General features: G+C 60.3%; 18 protein-coding genes. 7 read left to right on the forward strand and 11 right to left on the reverse strand.

Translation table 11 applies throughout. The features are described from left to right. Positions 1-19: 19 nt before the first annotated feature. From Sj15T_RS15475 to Sj15T_RS15490, 4 genes are all read left to right on the forward strand, one after another. Positions 20-271, forward strand: coding sequence for a hypothetical protein (locus Sj15T_RS15475; RefSeq protein WP_129965618.1), 252 nt, complete (start codon positions 20-22; stop codon positions 269-271). Positions 272-487: 216 nt separating this feature from the next. Further along, on the forward strand, positions 488-763 hold the full coding sequence (locus Sj15T_RS15480) for a hypothetical protein (RefSeq protein ID WP_013038956.1): 276 nt from the start codon (positions 488-490) through the stop codon (positions 761-763). A 174-nt stretch (positions 764-937) separates the two neighbouring features. Then, a complete protein-coding gene (locus tag Sj15T_RS15485) occupies positions 938-1,648 on the forward strand; it encodes a hypothetical protein (protein ID WP_007682923.1) in 711 nt (236 codons plus the stop codon). Positions 1,649-1,952: 304 nt separating this feature from the next. Continuing rightward, a complete protein-coding gene (locus tag Sj15T_RS15490; protein WP_007682921.1) occupies positions 1,953-2,111 on the forward strand; it encodes a hypothetical protein in 159 nt (52 codons plus the stop codon). 1,035 nt (positions 2,112-3,146) lie between these two features. Here the strand turns inward: Sj15T_RS15490 and Sj15T_RS15495 are convergent. Then, entirely contained in the window at positions 3,147-3,731 is a 585-nt protein-coding gene (locus tag Sj15T_RS15495) for a hypothetical protein (protein ID WP_013038960.1), read from the reverse strand. 611 nt (positions 3,732-4,342) lie between these two features. Here Sj15T_RS15495 and Sj15T_RS15500 point away from each other — a divergent pair. Next, positions 4,343-6,385 carry a DUF3857 domain-containing protein gene (locus Sj15T_RS15500; protein ID WP_013038963.1) on the forward strand — a complete coding sequence of 681 codons (2,043 nt, stop codon included), beginning with the start codon at positions 4,343-4,345 and terminating at the stop codon, positions 6,383-6,385. 31 nt (positions 6,386-6,416) lie between these two features. Here the strand turns inward: Sj15T_RS15500 and Sj15T_RS15505 are convergent, their stop codons facing one another. The 4 genes from Sj15T_RS15505 to rlxS all read right to left on the reverse strand — a co-directional run bounded on the left by Sj15T_RS15505 (position 6,417) and on the right by rlxS (position 10,039). Continuing rightward, on the reverse strand, positions 6,417-7,043 hold the full coding sequence (locus Sj15T_RS15505; RefSeq protein ID WP_013038964.1) for an energy transducer TonB: 627 nt from the start codon (positions 7,041-7,043) through the stop codon (positions 6,417-6,419). 139 nt (positions 7,044-7,182) lie between these two features. After that, the gene (locus Sj15T_RS15510; RefSeq protein WP_013038965.1) at positions 7,183-7,410 is read right to left on the reverse strand and encodes a helix-turn-helix domain-containing protein; all 228 of its coding nucleotides are present in this window, start codon (positions 7,408-7,410) and stop codon (positions 7,183-7,185) included. Then, complete coding sequence (locus Sj15T_RS15515) at positions 7,407-7,826, reverse strand: hypothetical protein (protein ID WP_013038966.1); 420 nt, start codon at positions 7,824-7,826, stop codon at positions 7,407-7,409. Before Sj15T_RS15515 ends, Sj15T_RS15510 begins: the two co-directional genes overlap by 4 nt. Positions 7,827-7,975: 149 nt before the next feature. After that, positions 7,976-10,039 (reverse strand): relaxase/mobilization nuclease RlxS, encoded by a 2,064-nt coding sequence (gene rlxS, locus Sj15T_RS15520; RefSeq protein ID WP_013038967.1) that lies wholly within the window; start codon positions 10,037-10,039, stop codon positions 7,976-7,978. A 276-nt stretch (positions 10,040-10,315) separates the two neighbouring features. On the opposite strand from rlxS, the gene Sj15T_RS15525 reads away from it, so the two are divergent. Further along, complete coding sequence (locus Sj15T_RS15525) at positions 10,316-10,678, forward strand: hypothetical protein (RefSeq protein ID WP_013038968.1); 363 nt, start codon at positions 10,316-10,318, stop codon at positions 10,676-10,678. A gap of 10 nt (positions 10,679-10,688) precedes the next feature. Here the strand turns inward: Sj15T_RS15525 and Sj15T_RS15530 are convergent, their stop codons facing one another. The 3 genes from Sj15T_RS15530 to Sj15T_RS15540 all read right to left on the reverse strand — a co-directional run bounded on the left by Sj15T_RS15530 (position 10,689) and on the right by Sj15T_RS15540 (position 13,748). Further along, the gene (locus tag Sj15T_RS15530; protein ID WP_013038969.1) at positions 10,689-11,600 is read right to left on the reverse strand and encodes a HEPN domain-containing protein; all 912 of its coding nucleotides are present in this window, start codon (positions 11,598-11,600) and stop codon (positions 10,689-10,691) included. Positions 11,601-11,672: 72 nt separating this feature from the next. Beyond that, entirely contained in the window at positions 11,673-11,930 is a 258-nt protein-coding gene (locus Sj15T_RS15535) for a sigma-70 region 4 domain-containing protein (protein ID WP_013038970.1), read from the reverse strand. Between the two features lie 57 nt (positions 11,931-11,987). Beyond that, positions 11,988-13,748, reverse strand: a complete 1,761-nt coding sequence (locus tag Sj15T_RS15540; protein ID WP_013038971.1) for a ParB N-terminal domain-containing protein — start codon at positions 13,746-13,748, stop codon at positions 11,988-11,990. 684 nt (positions 13,749-14,432) lie between these two features. Between Sj15T_RS15540 and Sj15T_RS15545 the strand changes: the two genes are divergently transcribed. Further along, positions 14,433-16,556: a bifunctional diguanylate cyclase/phosphodiesterase gene (locus tag Sj15T_RS15545; protein WP_049775018.1), complete on the forward strand. Its 2,124-nt coding sequence runs from the start codon at positions 14,433-14,435 to the stop codon at positions 16,554-16,556. A 531-nt stretch (positions 16,557-17,087) separates the two neighbouring features. Here the strand turns inward: Sj15T_RS15545 and Sj15T_RS15550 are convergent. The 3 genes from Sj15T_RS15550 to Sj15T_RS15560 form a co-directional block, all read right to left on the reverse strand. Then, positions 17,088-18,584 (reverse strand): hypothetical protein, encoded by a 1,497-nt coding sequence (locus Sj15T_RS15550; RefSeq protein WP_041385644.1) that lies wholly within the window; start codon positions 18,582-18,584, stop codon positions 17,088-17,090. Positions 18,585-18,696: 112 nt separating this feature from the next. Further along, positions 18,697-22,206: a DEAD/DEAH box helicase gene (locus Sj15T_RS15555; protein WP_013038977.1), complete on the reverse strand. Its 3,510-nt coding sequence runs from the start codon at positions 22,204-22,206 to the stop codon at positions 18,697-18,699. Beyond that, positions 22,193-22,975 (reverse strand): DUF1837 domain-containing protein, encoded by a 783-nt coding sequence (locus Sj15T_RS15560; RefSeq protein WP_013038978.1) that lies wholly within the window; start codon positions 22,973-22,975, stop codon positions 22,193-22,195. The genes Sj15T_RS15555 and Sj15T_RS15560 overlap by 14 nt, the downstream gene beginning before the upstream one ends. Between the last annotated feature and the right edge of the window lie 10 nt (positions 22,976-22,985).

Raw genomic sequence — 22,985 nt, forward strand, 5'->3', positions numbered from 1 at the left:
ATCGTCATATGTTTGCCCAATGACTGCCATTCGCTCCTTCCTACTAGAGGCGCTTCAACGTGTCGTTGACGGCGGCGATATCGAACACGAAGAACTTGACGCCGCCGTGCCGAACCCGCTGACCCTTGATCCTGTCGAGAAGGACGCTTGGCAGCAATTGAGTAATTGGGCAGACGATGCGGACATTCGGCAAAGGGACGCGAATTACGCGACGTTAAAACGTGACTGGATGCAAGATCACATAGCAGCATTAAAAGCGAACGGTAGCTAACCACAGTCACCGTATCGAAAGCCGACATTCCCCTATCCACCCAGCACCGGCATTCCCGGCACGCGAATCAGTCCCCGCAGCCGATAACCCGCTGGTTCGGTTCGGGATTGGAAAGCCGCCCAGCGGCAGGCGACCAGTTTTCGCCGTTAATGACTGGTCCGCTGGCGCCTGTAACCAGACGTTGCTCGAACGCCCGTCATCGTGCGAGAATGCGGCATGGTTCGTTCATTAAATGCAGCAGTCGCCATGGTTATAGCACCTGCTTTGCTGCTGGTTGCCGCTGCGCACACCGGCTTGTTCGCACTCGGATCGAGGCCTCTGACGTATGCCATACTTGTTCTGGCATGGCTCATTGGCATGGTGGCTATCGGGTCGGCGGGATGGTCGCGTAAAATTACCGTCGGGTTGATGGTCATCTATACGATCATCGGTATTCCTGCCTTGCCCCTCGCGGGCCTTCTTGCGGTCTGTTCCACAGGCGACTGCATCTAAGTCCGCTTAGCCCTCCCCGAAAGCTGCCCCAGCGGAAGCGACCATAGCCGGTCTTTTAACTGGCCTTGTGTCTTACTCCGAACCGGACACTGACGGAAAATACCTGTTTGTCGGCCATGCCATCGTTCTTAAGAATATTCCGCTATTGGAAGGCGACGGAGTTCGCAGGGTTATATGATGCGAGTTAAGAACGACTGCATGATGGCGCGACGTGGGGTGATTGGTCTTTTGGCGTCGGCTGCGGCGATGGCGCTGGCAGGGTGTGCGAAACGCGGACGGCTGCGGTATCGGATTACTGTTGAAGTGGATACGCCTTCTGGCCTTAGGACCGGCTCTTCGGTGATAGAGACGCGGCAACAGGGGGCTCAGCCTCTGGTCCCGCAAGAGCTTGGCTCTGGCGGTGGCGGCGGGGTTGTCGGTGAAGCGGTGGCGGTCGATCTTGGCGGCGGGCGTGTAATATTTGCACTGCTAAGCGGACCCGAAGGGCGCAGCATTTATGCCATGGTGCCGCGTGTGCTCAATTACCCTGACCTGAAACCGCCCCTCTCGCGGCAATTCAAGCTGCACGAATGGCAAGAGGCATACGACGAAGCCGAAGATGTCAAACCGTTCGCCGTGCTTCGGCGTGAGGATTATCCGATGCTGGTGAGTTTTGGTGATCTGGGCAATCCAAAGAGCGTTGGGGCGGTCAACCCCGACATGGTCGGGGTACGCCGGATTACCCTGCAAGTGACCGATGATCCTGTCACGACGGGAATTGAGAAGCGGTTGGGGTGGTTGGGAGCTTATCCTGAATCCAGATTGGATGGAGTCTATCGAGGCGATACCGGAATGCCCCTTGCGAGAAGGCTATCTAATGGCGACTTTAGAATGGAGCCTATCTAGCGAGTTTGATGATCGGGTTCCTACGATGGCAGCTTTGCTCTTTCGTGCAAAAAAAGCTGCCAGCCCGCAAACCACCCAGCCTGGTCATAGCAGCACGAAATTCAGATGGCCTCGGTCCACAACCAACCAGTTCGGTCCTGTCGCCTGCCGCTGGGCTGCTTTCCAAGCCCGAACCGGACCAGCGGGTTATGGCAACGCAGAGCGACTCGCTGGCGGTGAGCGACGATGCATGGTGGGAAGGGGACGGTCCGCTGTCGAGCATGGCATGGTGGTAAGCTGCCGACATTCGTTGTAGGCTCGACCTATGACGAAGCCATGGATTATCGCGCTCTGGGTCTTCACGGTCGCGTTGGCAGGGTGGCTGCTTGTCGATGGTCAACGCTTCGCTGCCGCCGGTGTAATGGGCACCGCGTTATTCTGGGAAGCGATCCATCGTATGTTCGGCAGCAAGGGCACCGAATAGCGCCGATGGGTGGGTAGGCGACATTCCGCTTATGCACAATTAATGCATTAAGCCGACATTCGAGTGCTGAAATTTGGGAGGGGGCAGTTGTCGTTAACTAGGTTTCGCTCATTTGGCGTCGGCGCCAAAAGCCATGTCGTCACGCGCGATAAACAGGGCACGAAGTGCCTCTTTTTGTCGCTCGTTCTAGGTGCTTGTTCGCCCCACATTCCTGCGACTTCGCCCGATCTTCCCACGGAGAATTCGGCGGTGTCTGCTATGTTGAGAAGCTGCGCATGTATGCTTGGCACAGGGCCATGCGCTGACAGAGCTGCTGGAAAGTATCAGGTCAAAAACTTAAAATGTGAGTGGAACAGAGAGCAGCGCAACAAGGTGCAATGCTCGATAACAGAACGATTTGTGGCAACCCGTTTACAAGAATATCCTGACCGGAGTTGGAAAACACATCAACAAGCGTTTCGTTATCTTGATGATCGTGGCTGGTGCGCAGACCCTTGGTAATGCGGATGCTTCGCAAGCTGCGCCGTGGCCGCTTTTAAATGCTGGCAGCGCGGCATCAAGTGTCCATTTCTGGCCGACTGCTGTCCGTCACATACCTGCGACCCATATAGCGAATGCCGCATACCCAGTCATGAGCGTCAGTGCGACTAACCGTCCGGTATGCATCCAGAACAATAATGGCCCCTTACGCCGCCTTGGAGAAAGGCCGTATGAAGGCATAATACCCGTCGCCAAGCCCCGGACGAGAAGAACAGCAAACAGAACGGCAAAAGCCAAAGGGAAAATTGATGCGCTCATGACGACCGATTATGGCTGCTCGCTGCGCGGCTCACAATGTCTGCATATGGTCGCCTGCCGCTGGGCCGCTTTCCCATCCCGAACCGGACCAGCGGGTTATCGGCGGCGCGGGGTGATTCGCAGGTCGGGAACGCCGAAGGCGGGTGGGTAGCAGACCGTCGGCTTATGAACCAAACTTCTTCGAAGCTGCCATGACTATCGTCGGCAATTTTGGGGCGCTTCAACCCTGCCAACCATTTAACCTCGCTCGTAACGCCATTTCCGAATGGCTTGGGCGCCTGCGGCAGCGATCAGTAGCGCCGCAAACAGGAGCCAGAGGACACCCCATCCATGGAATATATCAGTATCGCCTAATGCTTTCCATACAAGGGCGATCCCCGCCAGTGCCACAAACCCGAGTTGACCGTATGTCATCTTGGAGAACATCAATCGCCGGACCTCTTCGCGCGAGCGCGCTACTCCTTCCGCTGGACGACGCTGCAACTCGCGCGAAGGCGCGTTCCAAGCCCAATAATAACTGGCCAAAAAGGGCGCCAAAATAACGGCAATTCCAGCATAGGTGGCAACATGCCCAGCGGCGCTATTAACGTCAGGAACCAGCCAAACTAGAAGGCCGATTAAGATCAGCGTGGCTGGAAATATCAACCACATAGCGTAGCGTAATCGTCTATTGAACGACTTCACGAACTCATCCCGTTCAGTCCCGCTGACGCGGACCGGCGCGCCCTTCATGCTCTTACGATAGAGAAAGCTGTCGCCGTCAGGCTCGAACTGATCCGCAAACATCTGACGGACGCGCTCAAAATGAGGATTGCTGAACATTCCGTCTCGTTACCATAATCGCGCGTTCCATCAACAGGCTGCCCAAAACACCTAGCCGGCAACTTCTGGTTTCACGCCATGGCTAAATCGCGAGAACGGCAAAAAATGGTCGTCATTTATGCGGGATTGCTCCGACCGCTCGGCATATCGCTAATCCAATGAGGCGCACGCTCACCGCTCCAGCAACTATGATAGGCGCAGTCCAAATGATCCGCGCATCCCAACCCCATCCCATGTCGAACAGGTGATCCGTGACGGTTGCCAACCACATCAGGGAAACCAGTACGGGAATCACAACTGTGCTGACTTTGAAATTGCAAAACGAGCCGTCGATATTAGGTTTCGTTCTTCATCTTGGCTATTGGTATGACCGCTTCCAGTCTAAGGCAATGGAAGATTGGGTGTCTGCAACTGGTCGTTAACAGACGGGCAAGCTACAACTAACAACCGATCTCGCAAACACGAATGATGATAGGAATTGAGCAGGATTCCATCTTGTGGGCATGTCGGCCAGCCCCTGACGATGCTCTCGTCATCCAACCAATCGATGTGCTAGAGTCGCTAAGGAAGATAAGGGTTTTGCTAGATCTTACAACAATTTGGGGGTAGTTTTGCTGCGGAGTATCATTGGTCTGACCGTTGCGGCTATTGCAGCAAATACGGCGCTCGCCGCCGACAAAGTTCAATATGGCAAGCCTGCTGCTTGGGTGCTGCCAACGCCTGCACCGACTGAAGGGATTGCGCAGGTGGGGGCGGCTGCGCGTACCATTTATTCTGATACGCAGACACGCGTAGGCGACAAAGGCGACGATATTTATACTGCATGGCGCATCAGGCTGCTCACCGCCGACGCCTTGTCCATAGGCAATATCGCCGCGAGCTGGAATCCTGCAAGCGGCTCCGCAACCGTCCATCACCTGCGTATCTGGCGCGACGGCAAACCGATCGATGTACTAAAAAAAGCGCGCTTCGCTGTCGTACGGCAAGAGGTCAACCTTGAAGCCTCCATGCTGACCGGAATCCTGACGGCAAGTTTGCAAACGCCCGGACTTCAGGTCGGCGACGAACTGGAGTTTGCGGCCACCATCCACGGACAGGATCCGACCTTGGGCGACCATCATTTTGGCCTCAGCGCGTTGCCGCCACAAGGAAACCCAGGCGCTTATCGTATGCGACTGAGTTGGCCTGCGGGCCAAACGCTGCGTTGGCAGGGAACAGCCGACATGGGTGAACTCACACCAAAGGCTGAGGATAATTATAAGGCGGTCGACTATACACTGCGTGATCCCAAGTCCGCCACGCCGACCGATGGCGCACCAGCGCGCTATAATGTGCGCCGGTTGCTGGAATATTCGGATTTTACCGATTGGGCAGATGTTTCCAGGCGCATGTGGGGGCTTTTCGACGAAGCGTCGGCATTGAAGCCGGGATCGCCGCTCAGGCAGGAAATCGCAAAGATTGCCGCAGCGGATAAGAACCCGGCGGCGCGAGCCGAAGCCGCTTTAGCGCTGGTGCAGAACCATATCCGCTACGTGTATGTGGGGCTGAACGGCGGAAATTATCGCCCTGCCACTATCGACGAAAGCTGGACGCGCCGGTTTGGTGACTGCAAGGCCAAAACCGCATTGTTGCTTGCCATCCTGCGTGAACTGGACGTTCCAGCAGAGGCGGTGCTGGTCCAGACCGCGGGTGGCGATGGGCTGGACCAGCGATTGCCAAGTCCCGTGCTGTTCGACCATGTCCTGGTCCGCGCAACCATAGGGGACAAGCCTTATTGGTTGGACGGCACCAGGCTTGGCGATCAGCATCTTGCACTAATCCCACCGCCGTCCTTTCGCTGGGTGCTCCCGCTGCGCAAGGAAGGCGGCACGCTGGAGGCCGTGGCGCCCACCGCACCAAAGGAACCACAACTGATCGGCTTCGAGGAAGTCGATATGCGCGAAGGCATAGCAAAGCCCGCCAGGGTGACGCTTCGCAATATTCTGCGCGGCGACGAAATCTATGCCATGCGCACAATGTTGGCCAGTCTGTCACCTGAGGAAGCGGACCGCCAGTTGCAGAGCTATTGGCAACAGCAGGCTGACTGGGTCGATGCGGATAAGGTGGAGTGGCGTTATGCCGAAAACCAAGCCGCGTTGATCCTCACCCTGACCGGACGGGGAAAGCTCGAATGGAAGGGCAGCGATCAAGATGGCTGGTACAGCTACATGCACGGTGCGGGGCTTTACGCCCCCAACAAGCGAAAACGTCCCAAGGAACAGGATCAGTCAGCGCCCTTTGCCATTGAATTTCCCCGGTTCCGTTGCTGGGCGACGGTGTTGCGCCTGCCTAAGCCCAACGGCAACTGGCACTGGAACGTAGCGGGCAAGCGCATGAACCGTACCCTCGGTGGCGTAGCCTATTGGCGGGGCATTTCGATCAATGACAATGTCGTGCGATCAGTTCAATCCACCCGCAGCCTGACCCCAGAAATCAGCGCGGAGGATGTCAGGACCGCAAATGATCTCATTCCTGGCTTTGACAACGATATGACACGAGTGGAACAGGATTTCACCTTGAAGGCTGATGTCGGCCGGAGCGAACCCATGCTCGACAAGGGCGATCAGATTGACTGGGCCGCTTCCAACACACCGTGCCAGGGGCCGGGCAAATGAAATCGCGTTGAAGCAAGCCCTGAGTCTGAGGTTAATCCGCAACCTTTTCGATGCCCATCACCATTCGCAACTTCTGCCGCACGGGTTTACCCGACGCATCATTTTGTACGGGGAAATGCCGGTTCAACACCTGGGTGGCGCATATTTCAGGAGGACCAGGCTCCACATCGTTTAATGTCGCGATACAATCAGATGTCGTTCCATCGGGATTCACATAGAAAGTCACCTTCATCATGTGAGGAATAGACGGAAGTCGCGCGGGTGCGTTTGTATCGGGTAGGCGCCAGGTTATCCTACCATTATATATATCCGAAACGGACCTGCCTCTGGCATCTTTCGGGATTGTAAAGCGGGCACGAACCATGAGCTTGTCACAGGTCGCGTTGTCGAGACTGGCGGACCCGCTACTTGTGGTGATGATGCAGCGCTGTGGCACTCCTGCGCTGTTGATCTCCAGCCGGAATACGGTGGTGCCTTCGATTTCGGCGCGCGCGGCATCCATGGGATAATCGGCATCTGTGAACCATGTGCCCGGACTCGTTAGTGGGGTCGCCCTATGTTTGGGCTCGGCAGGGGCGGGCACGGCGGCGACCGATATAAGCGACAGAACCGATAAGGAAATGCGAGCGTTTTTCATCCGCCTGTCGTGCAACAACATTCTCAGATTTTCCAGCTATCAATTGCAGCTCGAAAATATCGTCTCATTTCTCGGTAGAGCAGACCGGCCGTTTCTGGCATCGCAAATTTTAGAGTTGAGCGGCGACAAATGGCGCATTGCCGCCCGGCAGCTTTCCAGATCAACCTTCCTTGAGCCGGGCCACCAGTTTCCTGATCCCCTCTACCGGCACGAGCGTGGCACTTCCCAGCTTGAGCGTCCTGATCTCGCCCTCTGCGATGAGCTCATAGAGTTTGCTGCGCCTGATCCCGAGCATGCGGCATGCGTCGGGAATGCGCACGGTGATCGGTTCGATCCGGTCCTGCTGCGGCAGATCGGTATCCTTCAGCGGTCGATGCTCACGGCTCATTGCAAACTCCTCAGCTTTCGGGTGATGGGATCGTCAGTGGCTGGCGCTGCCTTGCCCGCGAACCGGTCGGCAATCTCGTTGATCAGCTCGGCGAACATCTTTGCCCCTGCGGCCTGCGCGGCGGCGTTAACCGGGGTCATGGCCCCGGTGGTGAGCTGATGCCGGACCATGCGGGCCAGCACTTCCCAGACCAGCGCCTGGTTGCGCCGCAGCCAGTCGGTGTTGCGCTCGATCCTGGTGAGGCGGATGCCGAGGGCCTCGTCGGACTTCGGCGCCTGCCGCCGGTTGAACCAAGCATCGAGCGCCTCGACCAATATCTCAGACCGCGCCCGCCCCGAACTTGCCGCGAGATGCTCAAGCCGCCTGCTCATCTCCTCGGGCAGGAACAGTTGATGCCGGGTCTTGGTGCTCTTCATCGGGCGTTGGCCTGTTGGAATGTCCGGTGGCAGCGGACCAGCCCAGCGCAAGGGGGGACACAGAAGCGATCCGCTGCCATGGACGAGTATCGCTGTCCGGCTTCTGCTTGGGTATGGTGCAGATCGGCCCAGATCGGCCCAGTTCGGCCTCACATGCTGCCGATGCTGGGACCGCTGCGTCCCCGGCCTATGGTCCAGCCGATCGGCCGGTCCTCGCGCATCAGCCCGGAAAGCTGCTTGCCCACATGCCGCTCCAGTTCGTCGCGCCAAGGAACCAGCGTGAACTCAAAGCTGCGCTGGATGAGCGCGAACCGGCCGGAGGTCATGGTCACCTTGCGCGTGAGCGTCCCCTCCACCCGTTCGCCCGGCACGGGCTCGGCAAAGATCAGGCCCAACTCTTTCGACAGTTGCCCTGCCACGGCCCGTACCTCACGTTCCCGAAGAATGCGCAGCAGATTGCGGCGGTAGATCACATCATTGCCCTCCCGCTCAGCCAGTTGCTGCTCGACCAGCCATTGCTGCCGCAGCGCCAGCGCCTTGCGCACCTCCTGACCATAGCCATTGCTGGCGATGGGCGCTTTGTCAGGGGCGGTCAGTTCCCGATCCAGCCAGGTGGCGGCATGGATGTTTGTTTGATCGAGGATTGGTCCTGCCGACAGCATCTCGACCTTCACCGGCTCGGCCCTGAGCTTCCTCTGCTCATAGGCCCGCACGGTATCGAGATGATCGGGACCGATCTTCCATGTGCCGTCCGCTTCGCGTTCCGGCTTGCCGGTCGCCTTGCGGATGGCTTCCAGCCGCCGGACATGGGTTTCGACGAAAGCCTCGTTGGCATCGCGATCATGGTTGAGGTGAATGCCAAGGCTGTAGCGTCCTGCATGGGCCTGGGCGATCTGGATGACGGTGCGATCAACGGCGCGGGGTTCGGCCTGCCTCGGCGTCAGGCTCACCATGCCGCCGACCGGCGTGGGCTCGGCGCTGGTGCCGATATCGACATAATGGCTGTGCCCGTCGATGCCGTCGACGATGAGATAGCGGCGCTCATGGTCGTCATCGGCAGCGCCCCGCTTCACTACCTTGCCGATGACCGCTCCTGTCATCTGTGCGGCTACACCGTCGACGCCATGGACGACATAGCGATCGGCATCGATCCGGGGGGCTTCCTTCTCCCTCGTCATCTCCCGGTGCATGAGGCGGATGATGTCGCCGCGCATGCCCATATCGGTCAGCGTCTTTTCCATCTGCGGAGCAAGCGACCAGGAGAGCGGTCCTGCCGGTTCCGCCAGCTCCATCCGCTCCAGCACCCGCGCACGGGCGACAAGGAGTTGTTGCTGGCCGGGATCGAAGGCTGGACCTTCCTCCATCCGGCACAGGTCGATGACATGATCTTTCGCCTGGGCCAGCATCATCCGGTCGAGCCGGGTGAGGCGTTCGGCATCGACCTCGCGTTCGAGCTGCTGGCGGACCTCTATCTCGCTCTGCGGTCCCAGCGCCAGGGTCATGATTTCCGATGCCCGGTAGCGGATGGCATGGGCGATATAGTCGCCTGCTATGTTGAGGGTCTTGCCGTCCTCGGTTACTCCCCGGATCAGGATATGGCTGTGGGGGTGCCCCGTATCGAAATGATCGACCGCAACCCAGTCCAGGGTCGTGCCCAGATCCTCTTCCATCTTCGCCATCAGGTCGCGGGTAAAATCGCGCAGATGATCGAAGGCGGGACCATCCTCGGGCGCGACGATCAGCCGGAACTGGTGGCGGTCGTCCAGACCGCGCTCGGCAAAGGCACGAGCATCGGCCTCATCGGCGAAGGTCGAGTAGAAGCGCCCGCGATCCCCTTCTCGGCTGACGCCATCGCGTTCGAGATAGCGCAAATGCGTACCCACCGCGCCAGCCTTGCCGGTGAGCTTCACCACCCGCGCCTTCACCGTCACGCGACGGGGACGCACCCGCATGCCGCTGCCCCGGTCGAAGGACCAGCCCGAGCCACGCGGCACAGCGGCTGCGATCCGGGCGCCACGGCCGCGTGCATTGAAGCGGCCGGTGCGGGGACGAGCACCGCCACCAGCATCGCCCAGCCGGCGCGGATTGCCGCCGCGCCGCGCCACCTGCTTCATGATCTCCGAGCGCAACCTCGTGCCACGCGGCGAACGGGCGCTGTCGCGCCGCGAACGTCCGACGCGGGGCTCGAAGCTATCGTCATCCTGTGCCATCATCGAGCATATGGCGAGTAAGGCCCCACCGCCTCAAGTATCTCGCGCAAAAGCCACGCTTTCCTGCGGCTTTGCGAGCCAACGGTGCCGGTTCGACCTCCCGAAGGAGACAGGCCGTCTCCAGCAAAAAGGATGTGCAGACAAGGGTTTGGCCGGGCCTATGCGACAAAGCGTGCCGGCCTTTATCTTGCACGCATCTCCTTACCCGGCACCTCTTCCTAATGTTCACTATATGTTCTATTCTCGGGCCCATTCCGATTCTCAGGGGAAGGGCCAGACATGGGCGTGCAGATCGAGGCAATGGATGGCGGGAAGCTCAAGCTGACCGGCGATGTCGAGACCGTTCTCACCCTGCCCGCCAGCGCCGTGACGGATGGCTTTTCCTTCGCCTTTTCCGACGGAACATTGCTCAGGGGCCATCATGATATTGGCAGCGGCCGCTGCCATTTTGAATTAGGCGCGCAAGGTGCGGCGAGCGTCAGGATCATGCGCGAAGGGCGGCATGACAGTGCGCGGATCGACGGACAAATCGAATGGATGACGCTTGCCTGCGGCAGCAGGACGCTCTGCCCGATCCATGCGAAGCCGCACGATGACGGACGGCAGTTGGTGCTGGATATGGACGCCAGGCAAGCAGCCTGACGCGCTGCGCTCAGGCGGCCTTGGCCAGGGTCTCGATGCGGCTTTCGCAGGCCTCACGGACGAGGTTTTGCAGCAGCGCAACGCGCTGCGCGATCCAGTCCAGTTCCTCTTCGGTGATGCGGTAGGCGCGTGAATATCTGGCCTTGATGTAAGCGTCGCGCAGCAGGGAGTAACAGCGCTTCTCGAAGCGGGTTTCGCGGGGCCAGACGGTTTTGAGCGAGGGCTCCAGTTCCTCGGCCAGATCGCGCAGCCGGTTCAGATTATGGCTCTTGGGGCTGTACAAGGTGCGGACGAGAAAGAGGCAGTGGTAGAGCCGTTCAACGGATTGATGATAGTTGAACGCAGCAAGGTTCAGATGGCCTTTCCCGCGATGGAATCCAGCTCCCTCGATGAATTCCTGAGCTGTCCCAAACCAATCCTCGTAATACTCCCGCGTCTCCCGCAAGGCCTGCTCCGGCGATAGCGGCTGCGGCTCGACAAACGAATGCCCCGGTTCCTCGAACAGGGTGATGCCGTCGCGCAATATGTCCATGAAGAAGTAGCGCCCAAGCCGCAGCTTGTCGTTCACATCGTCGAGGCTGTGATAGATCAGGCTGACGGGCGTCCGCAGCACCGTGCCCGCCGAAAGATCGGCCAGCAGCTTCGCCTCGGTCTTCTCCCAGAATTCCGCCATGTCGGTCAGATCGTCATGACTGACGACGATCAGCAGATCGTAATCGGAGAAGTAGCGGCCCACCGGGTCCTCGACCCAGTCGCCCCGCGCATAGCTGCCGAACAGGATGATCTTGAGCAACTTACCGTTGCGAAAGCGCGGCTGGGTGCGCTGCGCGGTGGCGCGGGCAAAGCCCTCACGCACAGTCTCGACCACATGCGCGAGTTCGCGCTGCTTGCCCTCGGGCAGATGATCGAGACTGGTCTTCATGGCCCTAGTCCTACCCTGCTATCGCCCATCCGCCAACCTCGCTGCCAGCAGCGGGTTGGCGGAGGCAAATCGTCATTTGCCTCGCCGTCTGTACCACCATCGTCGCGGCGGCTGCGCTGCGCCATGGCGCAGATGATAGCCGATATGGGCGATGGCGCGGGCCATCTGCCGCTCGACGGCCCTGACGGAAAGGCCGGTAATTCTGGCAACATCCTCATAGCGCATGGCATCGAGCCGGACGGCGAGGAATATCTCGCGGCGCAGGCGCGGCATCGTCAACAAAGCTGCCTCCAGACGCTCCAGCCGTTCAAGATCGGGGGTGTCGGTCATGACAGGTCTCCCATGAAGACAGGACCGGCGGCCTGAAAGACCGCCGGTCGGGACAGGTCATGCAGCCTGCGACATGGGCGCGGGATCGACCTGCGGTTCGTCCGTCGTGTCGGACGACAAGGCCATGGCTTCCATGGCGCTGGCGGTGCGGCTGACGCTGGCAACGCCACCCCGATTGGTGTAACCGCTCGCCGGGAAGCGCAGCCAGCGCGGCACCCAGCCCTCGACCTTGGCGCGTCCGTTGCTGCCTTTGAGGCAATCGCGGATGATCTGCTTCTTGGTCTTGCCGGTCTCCTTGGCGTTGGCTTCGGCAATGTCCTTGCCCGCCACCTCGGCCAGCATGGCGTCAATGACCTCGCGGTCGCGCAGACCGTCGAACAGGGTGTCGTCAGCCTGCCAGACCTGCGCCATGTCGATACCAAGCTGCATGCCCAGCGCATCGACAAGATCACACCGGGCATCCAATGTCTCGCCCATCACCACCGACAGGATGGACATGACGGTAGCATCGTCCAGCGTGCAGAGTCTGGCGTAGAGGCTGGTCAGCCCATCGCTGCCACCCGTGATGGTCGGGGTATCGGCATCGAAGTCGAGCAACGCCAACAGCCTGCGCCGTTCGGCATCGAACCGTGCTTCGGATGCGCTGTTCTCGACGCTCTCGGCAATCGCATCGGCAGCGCGCTGCGGCTCGGCTCTGATCGTCCAGAGCGGCGATCCCGCGATCATGTGCGCCACCGCCACCCGCAGGCACAGGCCGGGGTGGCCGATCATTGCTGCCCGGACGGCGGCATGGCGGTGCAGGTCGATATAATCCTGCTGGCTGCTCGTCACTTCGGGCCGGGAAGGTTTGTCGCTGGCCTCACCGCTCTCCCCCTGCCTCTCCAGCTTGCGGGCTTCCTTCGATGTGAGATAACCCTCATGGAAGGCGACATCGCCGCGATGGCTGGTGACGACATAGACCTTGCCGCCCTTGCGCTTGGGACAACGCTCATATTCCCAGCCATGGAAGGGTTCGCCCTGCGACAGCAGCACGACATCGCGCCATCCTGCATTGCGATATTGCTCGACCCGTTCCTCTATCGCTGCCTGTTGTGCGGTCCAGAAGGCCGAGACATCGGCAAAGTAGCGATCCTCCCCGAACAGGTCGGCCACGATCCCCCCCTCATAGCTGTCCACATCGAACAGGGCCGCCTTGACCGGGATCGATACCCCGCCGAACAGCCACGCCTTCAAAGCCGATCCCGTCGGCACATAGGCGCTCTCGTCATCGAGCAGGGCCAGCCAGTCGCGCTGTTGGGATTTGGAAGCGAGGGTCAGATGCCGCACGGTCACGACATCGATCTTCGCGGCCCGGTAGAGATTGCGGATGCGGGGCAGGAGATTGCCCAGGGCCAGCGTTCGTTTGACCTGCAACGCGGTGAGCCCGAAGGTCAGCGATAGCTCTTCCATGGTCCGTCCCTCGCGCATCAACCGCGTGAAGGTCTCGCACTGGGTCATCTCGTCGGGATCGAGCCGGGCGATATTCTCGATCAGCGAGGCTTCCAGCGCCGCCGCGTCATCCCCTGCTTCGATCACCGCACAGGGCAGCGCCTCGGCTTCGCCGCTTTCCTGCATCACGGCCAAGGCCGCTTGATAGCGCCGCTTGCCTGCCACGATCTCATAGCTGTCCGGACTGCCATTCGCCCGCACGATCAGCGGCACCAGCACGCCCCGCGCCCTGACGGACGGCAGGATATTGGACAGGTCCGCCTTGCCCTTGCCGCGCATGTTGACGGCAGCGACAGACAACTTTGCGATGTCGATATGCTTGAGTTCCATGATCCTTCACTCCTTCAAACCGCAGCAACCGGCGCCGGAATGGCGGGTGGGCGGCAGGAGTGGACCGGCAGGCCCGCCGGCAGAGCCGGGATGCATCCGCAGGACCGGAACGAAGAGGAGGACTCCGGTGAAGCCGGAGTTGCGGCCCGGCGCGGCGGGCCTAAAGGGTAGTGACGCCCACCCGCCAGATCGACGCCGCCAAGGCCAACGCCGTCGCGCCGCAGGCGTGGCGACCATCGGGACGGTGCGCAGCAGCGGCACCCGCGTTATCTGATCGTCACCCGAATGGGACGAGACGCCCGGCGCGGGTGGCTCGGTGGAGCGAAGCGGAATAGAGCAGGGTCGCGCCACCAGCGCGAAACGCTGATTATGTCAGCAAATGGGACTTTGCGCTCGGTCCGGTTCGAAGCGCCGAAAGAAGAAGCCGGACATTCGGATCGCATCTAAGTGATGGCGACATCCGCCGACATTCCAACCATTCCCAACTTCGAAAAGACATCCCGAAACCCGCCATACGTTTATCAGTGCTCATATCGGGCAGATCGGCCGACTATAGCTCAAGCATGAACCGCTTCGCGGAAGGCGTAATCTGCAATAGTGTCCCGTCTACCAAAGCCCCTTGTCGCCGATGACATCCAGAACCGGCGCGGCTAGGCTCGCTGCAGACAATCATTGGCGGTGGGCATGGTTGAAGCGATTCTGACTTCTCTACTAACGAACACACTCTGGACCATCTACGGCAACGAGGTGGAGAAAGTCAGCGACAAGGTAATTGCCAGGGCTGCCCGCGCACTACGTGGCGATCCCAGCCTGCCGAATTCGCACGATCTTCAGGCCGTTCTGGTGCGCTGCTGGACGCGTGCCCTCGGGCATTTCTGCCGGTCCTATGATACCAAAACCGGGGCTTTCGCAGAGCGCCTTTATCTGAACGATATTGTGAAGTTGTGTGACGACCTCGCCAAGGCCGGCCTCCAGGCCGACCTCGGCGATTTCGATCAGGCCCGATTGCGAATTGCGCTCTCGGACCCTTCGATGCGGTTGGATCGCACCAACACGATCGACCTGATTGCATTTCTGGAAACTCACCTCGGATCTATGCCTGACGGCATACGGTCCGCGCTGCTGGACGGCATACCACCCGATTGTCCCGGATGGAGTTCCTGCTTCTCGCTGTTCGTCACCGAGGAGATGAAATCCTCTCCGAAGGTTTTCCAGATCTTCGTGACGGAGCGGTTGGCGACCATCGAGGCGTTAGCCGAGGCCAGCGCACAGACGACCGACCGAATCGAGACGAGCCTGGGAGACTTGGCGCGGACCTCAACCGAGACAGGTCATGACATCCGTTGGATCGTCGACCGGCTCAAGCAGCTTCCGTCCCTTGACGACACCGACTTGACCGAGATCGCAGCCTTCTTTGGAATCTTCGATGCGGACGGCGCTGCTGCGGCCCGCAAGGCAATCATGGTCAAGGCGCGCGAGCTAGGCGTGCTCAAGGATCGTGTGGTCGAGTACGAAGCCGCCGAACGCGAATTGACCAGGATCGCCTTCGTCGACCATCTCACGGGCGCGCCGAACCGATCGCATTTCTACCGAGAGCTCGGCGATCGTTCGCGTCGCACCGATAACGCAGCATTTGTTAGGCATCTCGCATTCCTCGATATCGACGGCTTTCACCAGATCAACAATGCATGGGGGCACGACGCGGGTGACCATGTTCTGAGCGAAATTGCTCGTCGCCTTCAGGATCTGGCGCTCGCAAGCGAGGCCATTTTTTGCCGATATGGTGGCGACGAATTTCTTTTGGGGTTCGAAGCGCAAGAGGTGGAGACGGAACGGCTCCAGAACCTTGCTGAGGCAGCCCGAAAGGCAGTCAGTGCCCCTATATCCTATTTGGCGCAAACCTTGCGGGTAACCGCCAGTGTCGGCCTGTCGGCAGATGATGCCGATGTCGTAATCGAGAGGAGCATCAAATCGGCGGATTTGGCGCTATATCGGGCGAAGGAGAGCGGACGCGACCGCGCGGTGCTGTTCGAGCAGCGTTTCCACGAGGATGTGGAAGAACGGCGTGCGCTGGAGGTTGCGCTCCGCACAGCGATTGAAAATGAGGAACTACGCCTGCGTTACGCGCCGGTGGTCGATCTCGCGACAGAAAATATAGTCGGGTTCGAAGCGCTCGTCCGCTGGCACAATCCCGATCGCGGGTGGATATCGCCCGTGACTTTCGTACCCGTTGCCGAGGAATGCGGACTGATACGTCTGATCGGCGATTGGGTGTTGCGGACCGCTTGCGCTGACGCCACACAATGGCTGCGACCCATTCCGGTCGCGGTGAATATTTCTCCTCTCCAATGGGACGAAAGTCTGATCGGCAATTTGCAATCCGTATTGGCCGAAACACGGCTGTCGCCCGAGCGGCTTGAGCTTGAGGTGACGGAATCTATTTTCCTAATAGACACTGCGGAATGCTTCGCGCTTGCGAAGCAGATTGATGCTCTTGGGATCGGTTTAGTGCTGGACGATTTCGGGACAGGATTTTCGTCGCTCAGCTGCCTGGGTCGTACGCCCTTTAAGTCGATCAAGATCGACCAGAGCTTCATCCGATCCGCAGTCGGCGGAGATGCCGGGTCATCCGCCATCATCCATGGTACCGTCACGATGGCACGTGCGCTGGAAATAGAGATAACGGCAGAGGGGATTGAGACAGAGGCCGACCTTTTGCTTGCCAAGGAACTAGGCTGCACGCGTGCGCAAGGCTTTTATTTTGCGAAACCAATGGATGCTGAAGCTGTGCGACAAGCGATTTCTTAGGTGAGCACATTGAAATTTATACCTGCAGACCATCGCAAATTCTCTAGCAACGGCAGCTTGGAGGCGGTCGTCAATCTTGGATGAACGGTGTAAGATTGGTCGCGAGTTGCCGTTTTCGATCTTGGGGAGGTTGGTGGCGACCCCCGCCGACATGTCGGACATTCAGACCGGCAGAAGAGCTTCCTGATAGCGGCCATTCGTTAATCCGAACCGCGATGGCGTGAACTGGGACCTAGCCGACTGACCGGTTTCGGAAAACTCCGACGCGAAAGCGGACGTCCAGCGCTCGGCTCTTGTTTCTGGCTCCGTCCCACTCATGCAAGTTTGGACCGTTACTCAAAGTGGACGAGGTCAAATCCCGGCATCCACAAAATAAACTGATAGTTCGAATCCCGACCGACCTGCCATACACCGCCGTCAGCAGCCGTTTCATACTCATAGTCTGCACCTACTACCCCGTCGTAGCAGGTTCGACGGTGAAAGAGCGGGATCGGAATTGGCTGACTTGTGGCAGCTTGCCGAGTTGTCGCGCTATCGCCTTGTCAACCGTGATGGTCCTTCGATGACGAGGTCCATGCCGTCCTCGAACGTACCCATGGCGTTGCTCAGGCTGCCTGGATAGCGATCAGCAAGAAATCCACGCATCAGCGATTGCCGGTGAGCTGCTGACATCTTCTCCGAAACCACGATGTCGATGTTTGCTCCGCGACCGGCCGTCAGCAACCCCTCAAACTCGGCGATCGAACAAACACAGTAAGGATGGCGTTTGAGCAACGCCCGATCCAACCCGCGCTTCTCGAACTCCGTGTCCACCAATTCGTCGAGATGCTTGTAGAAAAACGGGCCGAAGCAAAACCACTCGTGGAACGTGACGACAATCGGATGAACGGGGCGACCATCAGGCTTCCAGTGGGGATATCCGCCCGCGAGGGCTTCGCTAAGCGTGGCGTAAAGCTGCCCCACATTTCCAGCCAGGCGGCCGATCGCGGCAACGAACGGCGGCTCGGGCGAGATTTCGGTCTGCGAAGCGATGTCGAGACGGCCCAGCTTGCACTCGACAAACAGCGAGGCGCTGTTGTCGCTGACGATCCAGTCCACGCTGCGGCGTTCCGGTTTCCCCCAGCATGTCTCTTCGCGCAGGTTGAATACATCAACCCCGATCCGCTCCACCACCTTGCCGACATAGTGCTCAAAGGCTTTGCCGATGGCGCTTCCGAAACGGCGATCCGCGCGGATGAGATCAAAATAGAGACCATCGGTCAGCCTTTGGAGCAGGATCGGCGGAGCCGGGCACATCAGGGAGCGAGGATTGCCGGCATGTACCAACGGGAAAGCGCGAAGGGGATTGAAGCTGTAGGCCCAGTTCACATCATAGCTTTGGCGCTCAACTGTCGCTGTCCGCAAATCATCGGATGAGCGAGAAATCCTGTCCGAGAGCGCCAATACGGGCGCGCGTATCGACTGCTCGGCAGCGGGCAGGAACTCGAACGCGAGTGTCGGACGTTGAAGCATCTCTTCGGCGAATAAAAGGATGAGCTGGAAAAGTTCGCCAGTCGACATCCCGAACTCTGCCTCTACCATCGGCCCGACCAACGGGTGAGCGTAGAGCATGTGATAGCGTGCGAGCACGCCGTTGGTCAGCGGCGACTGCCAAGGAAATTGCTGGAACGCTATCCGCGACAGTTGGAGGATTATGTCGTCGGAGCGGGAGCCGTGCAGGCCCCATGATTTGTCATCGAGCCGATGGATCATGCCCATGGCCTTGAACGCCGCATCTGCTGTGTTCAGGGGTTTCCCACCGCGTGATTGCCCATTGAGGATCACTTCTCGCGCAAGCAATTCCACGAGATGGCCATGGAGGCCAGCTTTCAGATTCGATTGGCCCAGTCTGAGCGGATTGTTCTTCAACTGCTCTGGTAACGGCTGGTCGAACTGCAAGTGCCGTGTGTAGAAGTAGGTCGCACCGAGACCGCTCCAAAGATTGAAGCCTCGCAGAAAATTCCGGAGGGGCTTGTAGTGAGCGTACACGAACTAAGCCGCCCCACGGGCCACCGCCATCATGGCCGATGATCCGCTTCCCCTTGAGGCACAGCACCCGTTGGTGGTCGCTGTCCCAACATAAGACGGTCTATTTTCGTCCTTACGCATCGGCCGGCGGCCAGCGCAGTTTCCCGCGGCCGACGCGCAAGGCTTCCACGAGCCTTGTGTTGCCCGGCAACCGGCCCGAGAACAGGCTGGGCTTGGGATCGACAGCCGGCTTCTTGAACGCGGCAACGCGCCGATAGTCGGGCGTCGCCAGCCAAGTCCGCCCATCACCTTCGTCGGTGAAGATCCGATAAAGGCCGGCGGGCGGGGCCGCCGCAAAGTCGAGCAGGCGCTTGTAGTGTTCGACCGACCACTTCTGGATGCCGCCGCTGAGAGCTTCGGTGCGGAAGCGCGCCCACAACGCGGCAGTGTCGGGTGTAGGCCAGTCACCGGCATCCGTGTAGGCCGTGATCTCGTCGGATTCGAGCCATGCCCGCATCTCCGCGGGCGTGACGAAGACTGGCTTGGCATCGTCGATCGCCGCCATCGCCGCGCGCCGTGACGGAAGGCCCGCGCGGATCAGCATCGCCATCATGAATTGCGGGACACCGGTTTCGACCGCAGCGGCGCCGCCCCCCGCCACCGTTTCTGGCGACCAGCCGAGGGACATGCGGCGGGTGCGGACGGCTTCGAGAGCCCATACCAGGCGATAGGTGAAAGCCTCTTCAACCGCTCGCATGTTATGCGGTCCGATTTTCGCAACCTCCTCGCCGGATACCCAAGCGCGTAGGATGGTTTTCCAGTTCGCCGGCAGCGCATTTGCCTTGTCCGGAATGAACGGCCGCATGAACAGCAGCCTTTCGCCGAGGCCGCAGAGCGCATCGACAAGTTCGTCGATGTCGCCGCTCAGCGCTGCCTCGTCTGCCCGGTCGAGGAGTTCGGCCAGCTCGTCGGCCATGGCGTCGATGGTGAGACCAGCCTCAAGGCCGACGCCCATGGCGAAATGTCCGCGTCGCGCCTGCGCCGTAGTGGTTTTCCAAATGAGGTCAGCGCGGGCTTCAAACACCTTCCTGTGCAGAGGGGCGATGTCCTCATCCTCGCGGGCGATCTGGCGAGCCCACAGCGATCCCTTGAGCGCTTCGTCCAGGAGCTTCGGAAGATCCGCGCGATCGGCATCAAGCGCTTCGATCAGGCCGAACACGGTCGCATCGAGGCGCTCGACGATTTGCGATAGCGGCTCCTCGTCGATGGACTCTTCCTCGTCATCGCCGCCGTCTTCATCGTCACCGCCATCGTCGTCGTCATCGTAGTCCACGGCGGCCGCCAGACGCGCGGCGACCGCGGCTTCCTCCTCGGGAGATCTCCACGCTTCGCGGGCGTTGGCGAGATATTCCCAAGCGTCGTCGCGATCGAGGACACCTTCACGCGAAAGGCGCTCAAGAATCTCGGCAACAATCTGGATGAGGCCACTTTTCAACGTGCGGGCCTTGGCGGAGGCGACCAGCTTTCTCCATTCCTTCTTTCGCCAGTCGATGTTGTCGAACATGACGTGGACGATGAGTCCCTCGACGTCAACGAAGGCGCGCCCAGCGCGGCCCGCAACATTCGCGAACTCCTCGCCTTTGATCTTCTCAGCGGCGCGATACAACGCGGGCACCAAGAGCACGGCGGCGTTGAGATTGAGGCCCTGCGAGAGCGTCGGCGAGGCGACGATGACCTTCAGTACGCCCTCGGACAGAAGTGTTTCCAGCTCGCGCAAAAACGGGCTCGGCAGACGGCCATGATGGATGGCGACGCCCTGCTTCAAGCAGGCGACGGCGGGATGGTCCTCGCCCAGCCACTCCTTGCCAACCTCCAACGCGCGGGCGATCGACGCTTCGTCCTCCAGCAGGGAGTCCAGATAACCGCGCTTGCAGAGGTCCACGACCTGTTTGCCGTAGCTCTCGACCCAGTTCGCCTGCGTGGAGAAGATCAGGGTCCGCTTGCCCTGGCGTGCGAATTCCCAGGCTGCGAACAAGGCGAGATGTGAGTTCTTACGCGGATAGGGCTTCTTCTCCCTCCCGAGCGCCGGTTTCTCCAGGACGAATTTGTCGAGGAACGGACCATCGTCGTCGAGGTCCAGACGGAGCAATGCGTCCTTACCCCGCCAAGTGAGCGCGCCGAACCGCTGTCGCGTCGGGCGCCAGTCGGAACGCACCGGCTCACCCGGTTCGTCGGAGCGAATCCAGGCGGTGAGATCGTCCAGCTCGTCGCCGCTCGGCAGGATGGCGGACAGACATACGATCCGGCGGTCCCCCGCGTCGGCCCGCCGAAGCAGGCGCTGCACGAGTGTCTCATAGCGGATTTCACGCTCGCTCGGGCCAATCATGTGACCCTCGTCGAGGACGATCATACCGACATCGTCGATCAGCGTCGGGTCGCTTCTCAGCGCGAAGTCGAGTTTCTCGGGCGTCGCGATGATGATCTCGCGGGTGCGCAAGGCGTCTTCATCACCAGCAGAAAGGCCGCTGGCGCCGTAAAGCGATGATACGCTGAAGCCGAGGGGTGCGAAGGTTTTCCTGAACGACCGCTCGGTCTGGGCCGACAAGGCACGCAATGGCGTGACGATCAGCACCCTGCGCGCCGACGACAGAGTCATCAGCGCGGCGATCTCGGCCACCCGCGTCTTGCCTGCGCTGGTCGGCAGTGCGACCACCAGATCGTCGGTAACGTCCGTGGAGCGCTGGGCCGCTTCGCGCTGCGACGGCCATAGCTCCACCTCGGAAGTCTTTCGGGCGTAAAGCGACGAAATGAACAGCCGGCGCAGGTCCGGGTATTTTTCCTCCGTTCCCTCCGGCGGCTCAGTGGGGAGGTTCTGGTGCAGCGAGTGCTGCCATAGGTCGTCGATCAGGTGGCGACAGAGGTTGGATATCCACCACAGCGGCACATTCTCGGCATTGTCCGCGAGGCTGACGGCAGTGCTGAGCAGGGTCCGCGCGCTCTCGATCGGCTCGGGCTCACCCGTCTCGAGCGCGAAGTCAAAATGCGCCAGCGCTCGGCAGATCGTCGTATTGAGGATGGTCGACAGTACCTCGTCGACGTCGGGCTCTTCGCCCGTTAGCGCCGCAGCGATCTGCACGTCGCCATGAGCGTCGTCGTCCAACCAATCGCGGACGAAGCCGCGCAACTGGCCGAGATCGCGTAGTATCAAATGCCGAACCGCCGTTTCTCCCGGCGAGGCATTGAGGTCGTCTGCCGTCTCGTTGAAGAGCGAATAGGCGACGGCCGAGAAGCCGGCCAAATGATAGGCCGCGGCGCCGATGGTGCGGCGGAAGCCCCGATCAGGCGCCTCCGGATCACCATTGCGCACGAGCGCTTCGAAAGCATTGGCGGCGCGCTCGAAAGCCTTGCTGGTCAAATCCGAAGCGCCGGCCTGAGCACGCAGGGCCATAGCAGCCCGAAGCAAAGCGAAACCGTGCTCGGCAAGATCAGTTTCGATCGTCACGCCGAGGGGCGGCGCATTCGGCGGCAGCACGCCGTCCTCGCGCATCAACGACCATGCCGCACCGCGATAGAGCAGTCGCCCAAGGATGCCGTCGGCGGTCGCGGTGGCCAGGAACGCGGTCAGTTCATCAATCGTCTCCAAGGTCTTCCGCCTCCTGGTACATGGCCGCGATGAAGTCCTGGTGATCTTCGACGTGGATGTTCACGACGTAGTGGTCCCGGTTGGTCCCAGTGGCGTCGAGGTCCTCCTTCAGCGACGCATGTGGGCCGTTGCCCGACACCGTGAAAAGCATATGGTCGATGCGATCGGCGCGAAGGGACTTCAGGCCCACCTCGTCACGGAGGCTGCGGCCAAGCTCGTTGTCGCCCGGATCGTTGCTCTCCAGCAGACGGTTGGCCACGAACAACAGGGAGTCGGGCGTGCAGCGGCCGTTGTCGCGATTGAGCACCTTGCGGGCGCTCGTGACCGTGGCCTTGCCCAGCACCTTGTTGCTCTTGGCTTCGCCTTTCAGGAGCCAGAGCTTTTCACCGGCCACATCGTATCCGGCACCAATGAAGTCGTCGCCTCGCATGGCCATGTTGCGGCCGTCCTTGTAGCGGAGGCGGCGCACGGGAACTCGCAGGCCAATCTCTTCCTCGACCAGCTCCGTGGCAAGAATCTCGCCGAGATCGCCGGACCGGCCTTTGGCGGTTTGCGGCATCGCCTCACTGAGAATCTCCGCAGCCACCTTGTAGCCAAGCCGATCCACATCCTCGGCGATGCGTTCGAGCCGGTCGTAGTGCGAGCGGATAGTCTCGGCCAGGCCGTCACGAATCTCGTCGCGGCCGCCGTCCTTCTCGACATAGGTCCAGTAGCGCTTGCGCTTGTCCTTTGCTTTGGTGGACTCGCACCACCGCTCGTACAGCCCCATGCTTCCCCCG

Origin of the sequence: Sphingobium sp. TA15 (assembly GCF_037101235.1) — a bacterium.
GTDB classification, from domain to species: Bacteria; Pseudomonadota; Alphaproteobacteria; order Sphingomonadales; family Sphingomonadaceae; genus Sphingobium; species Sphingobium indicum.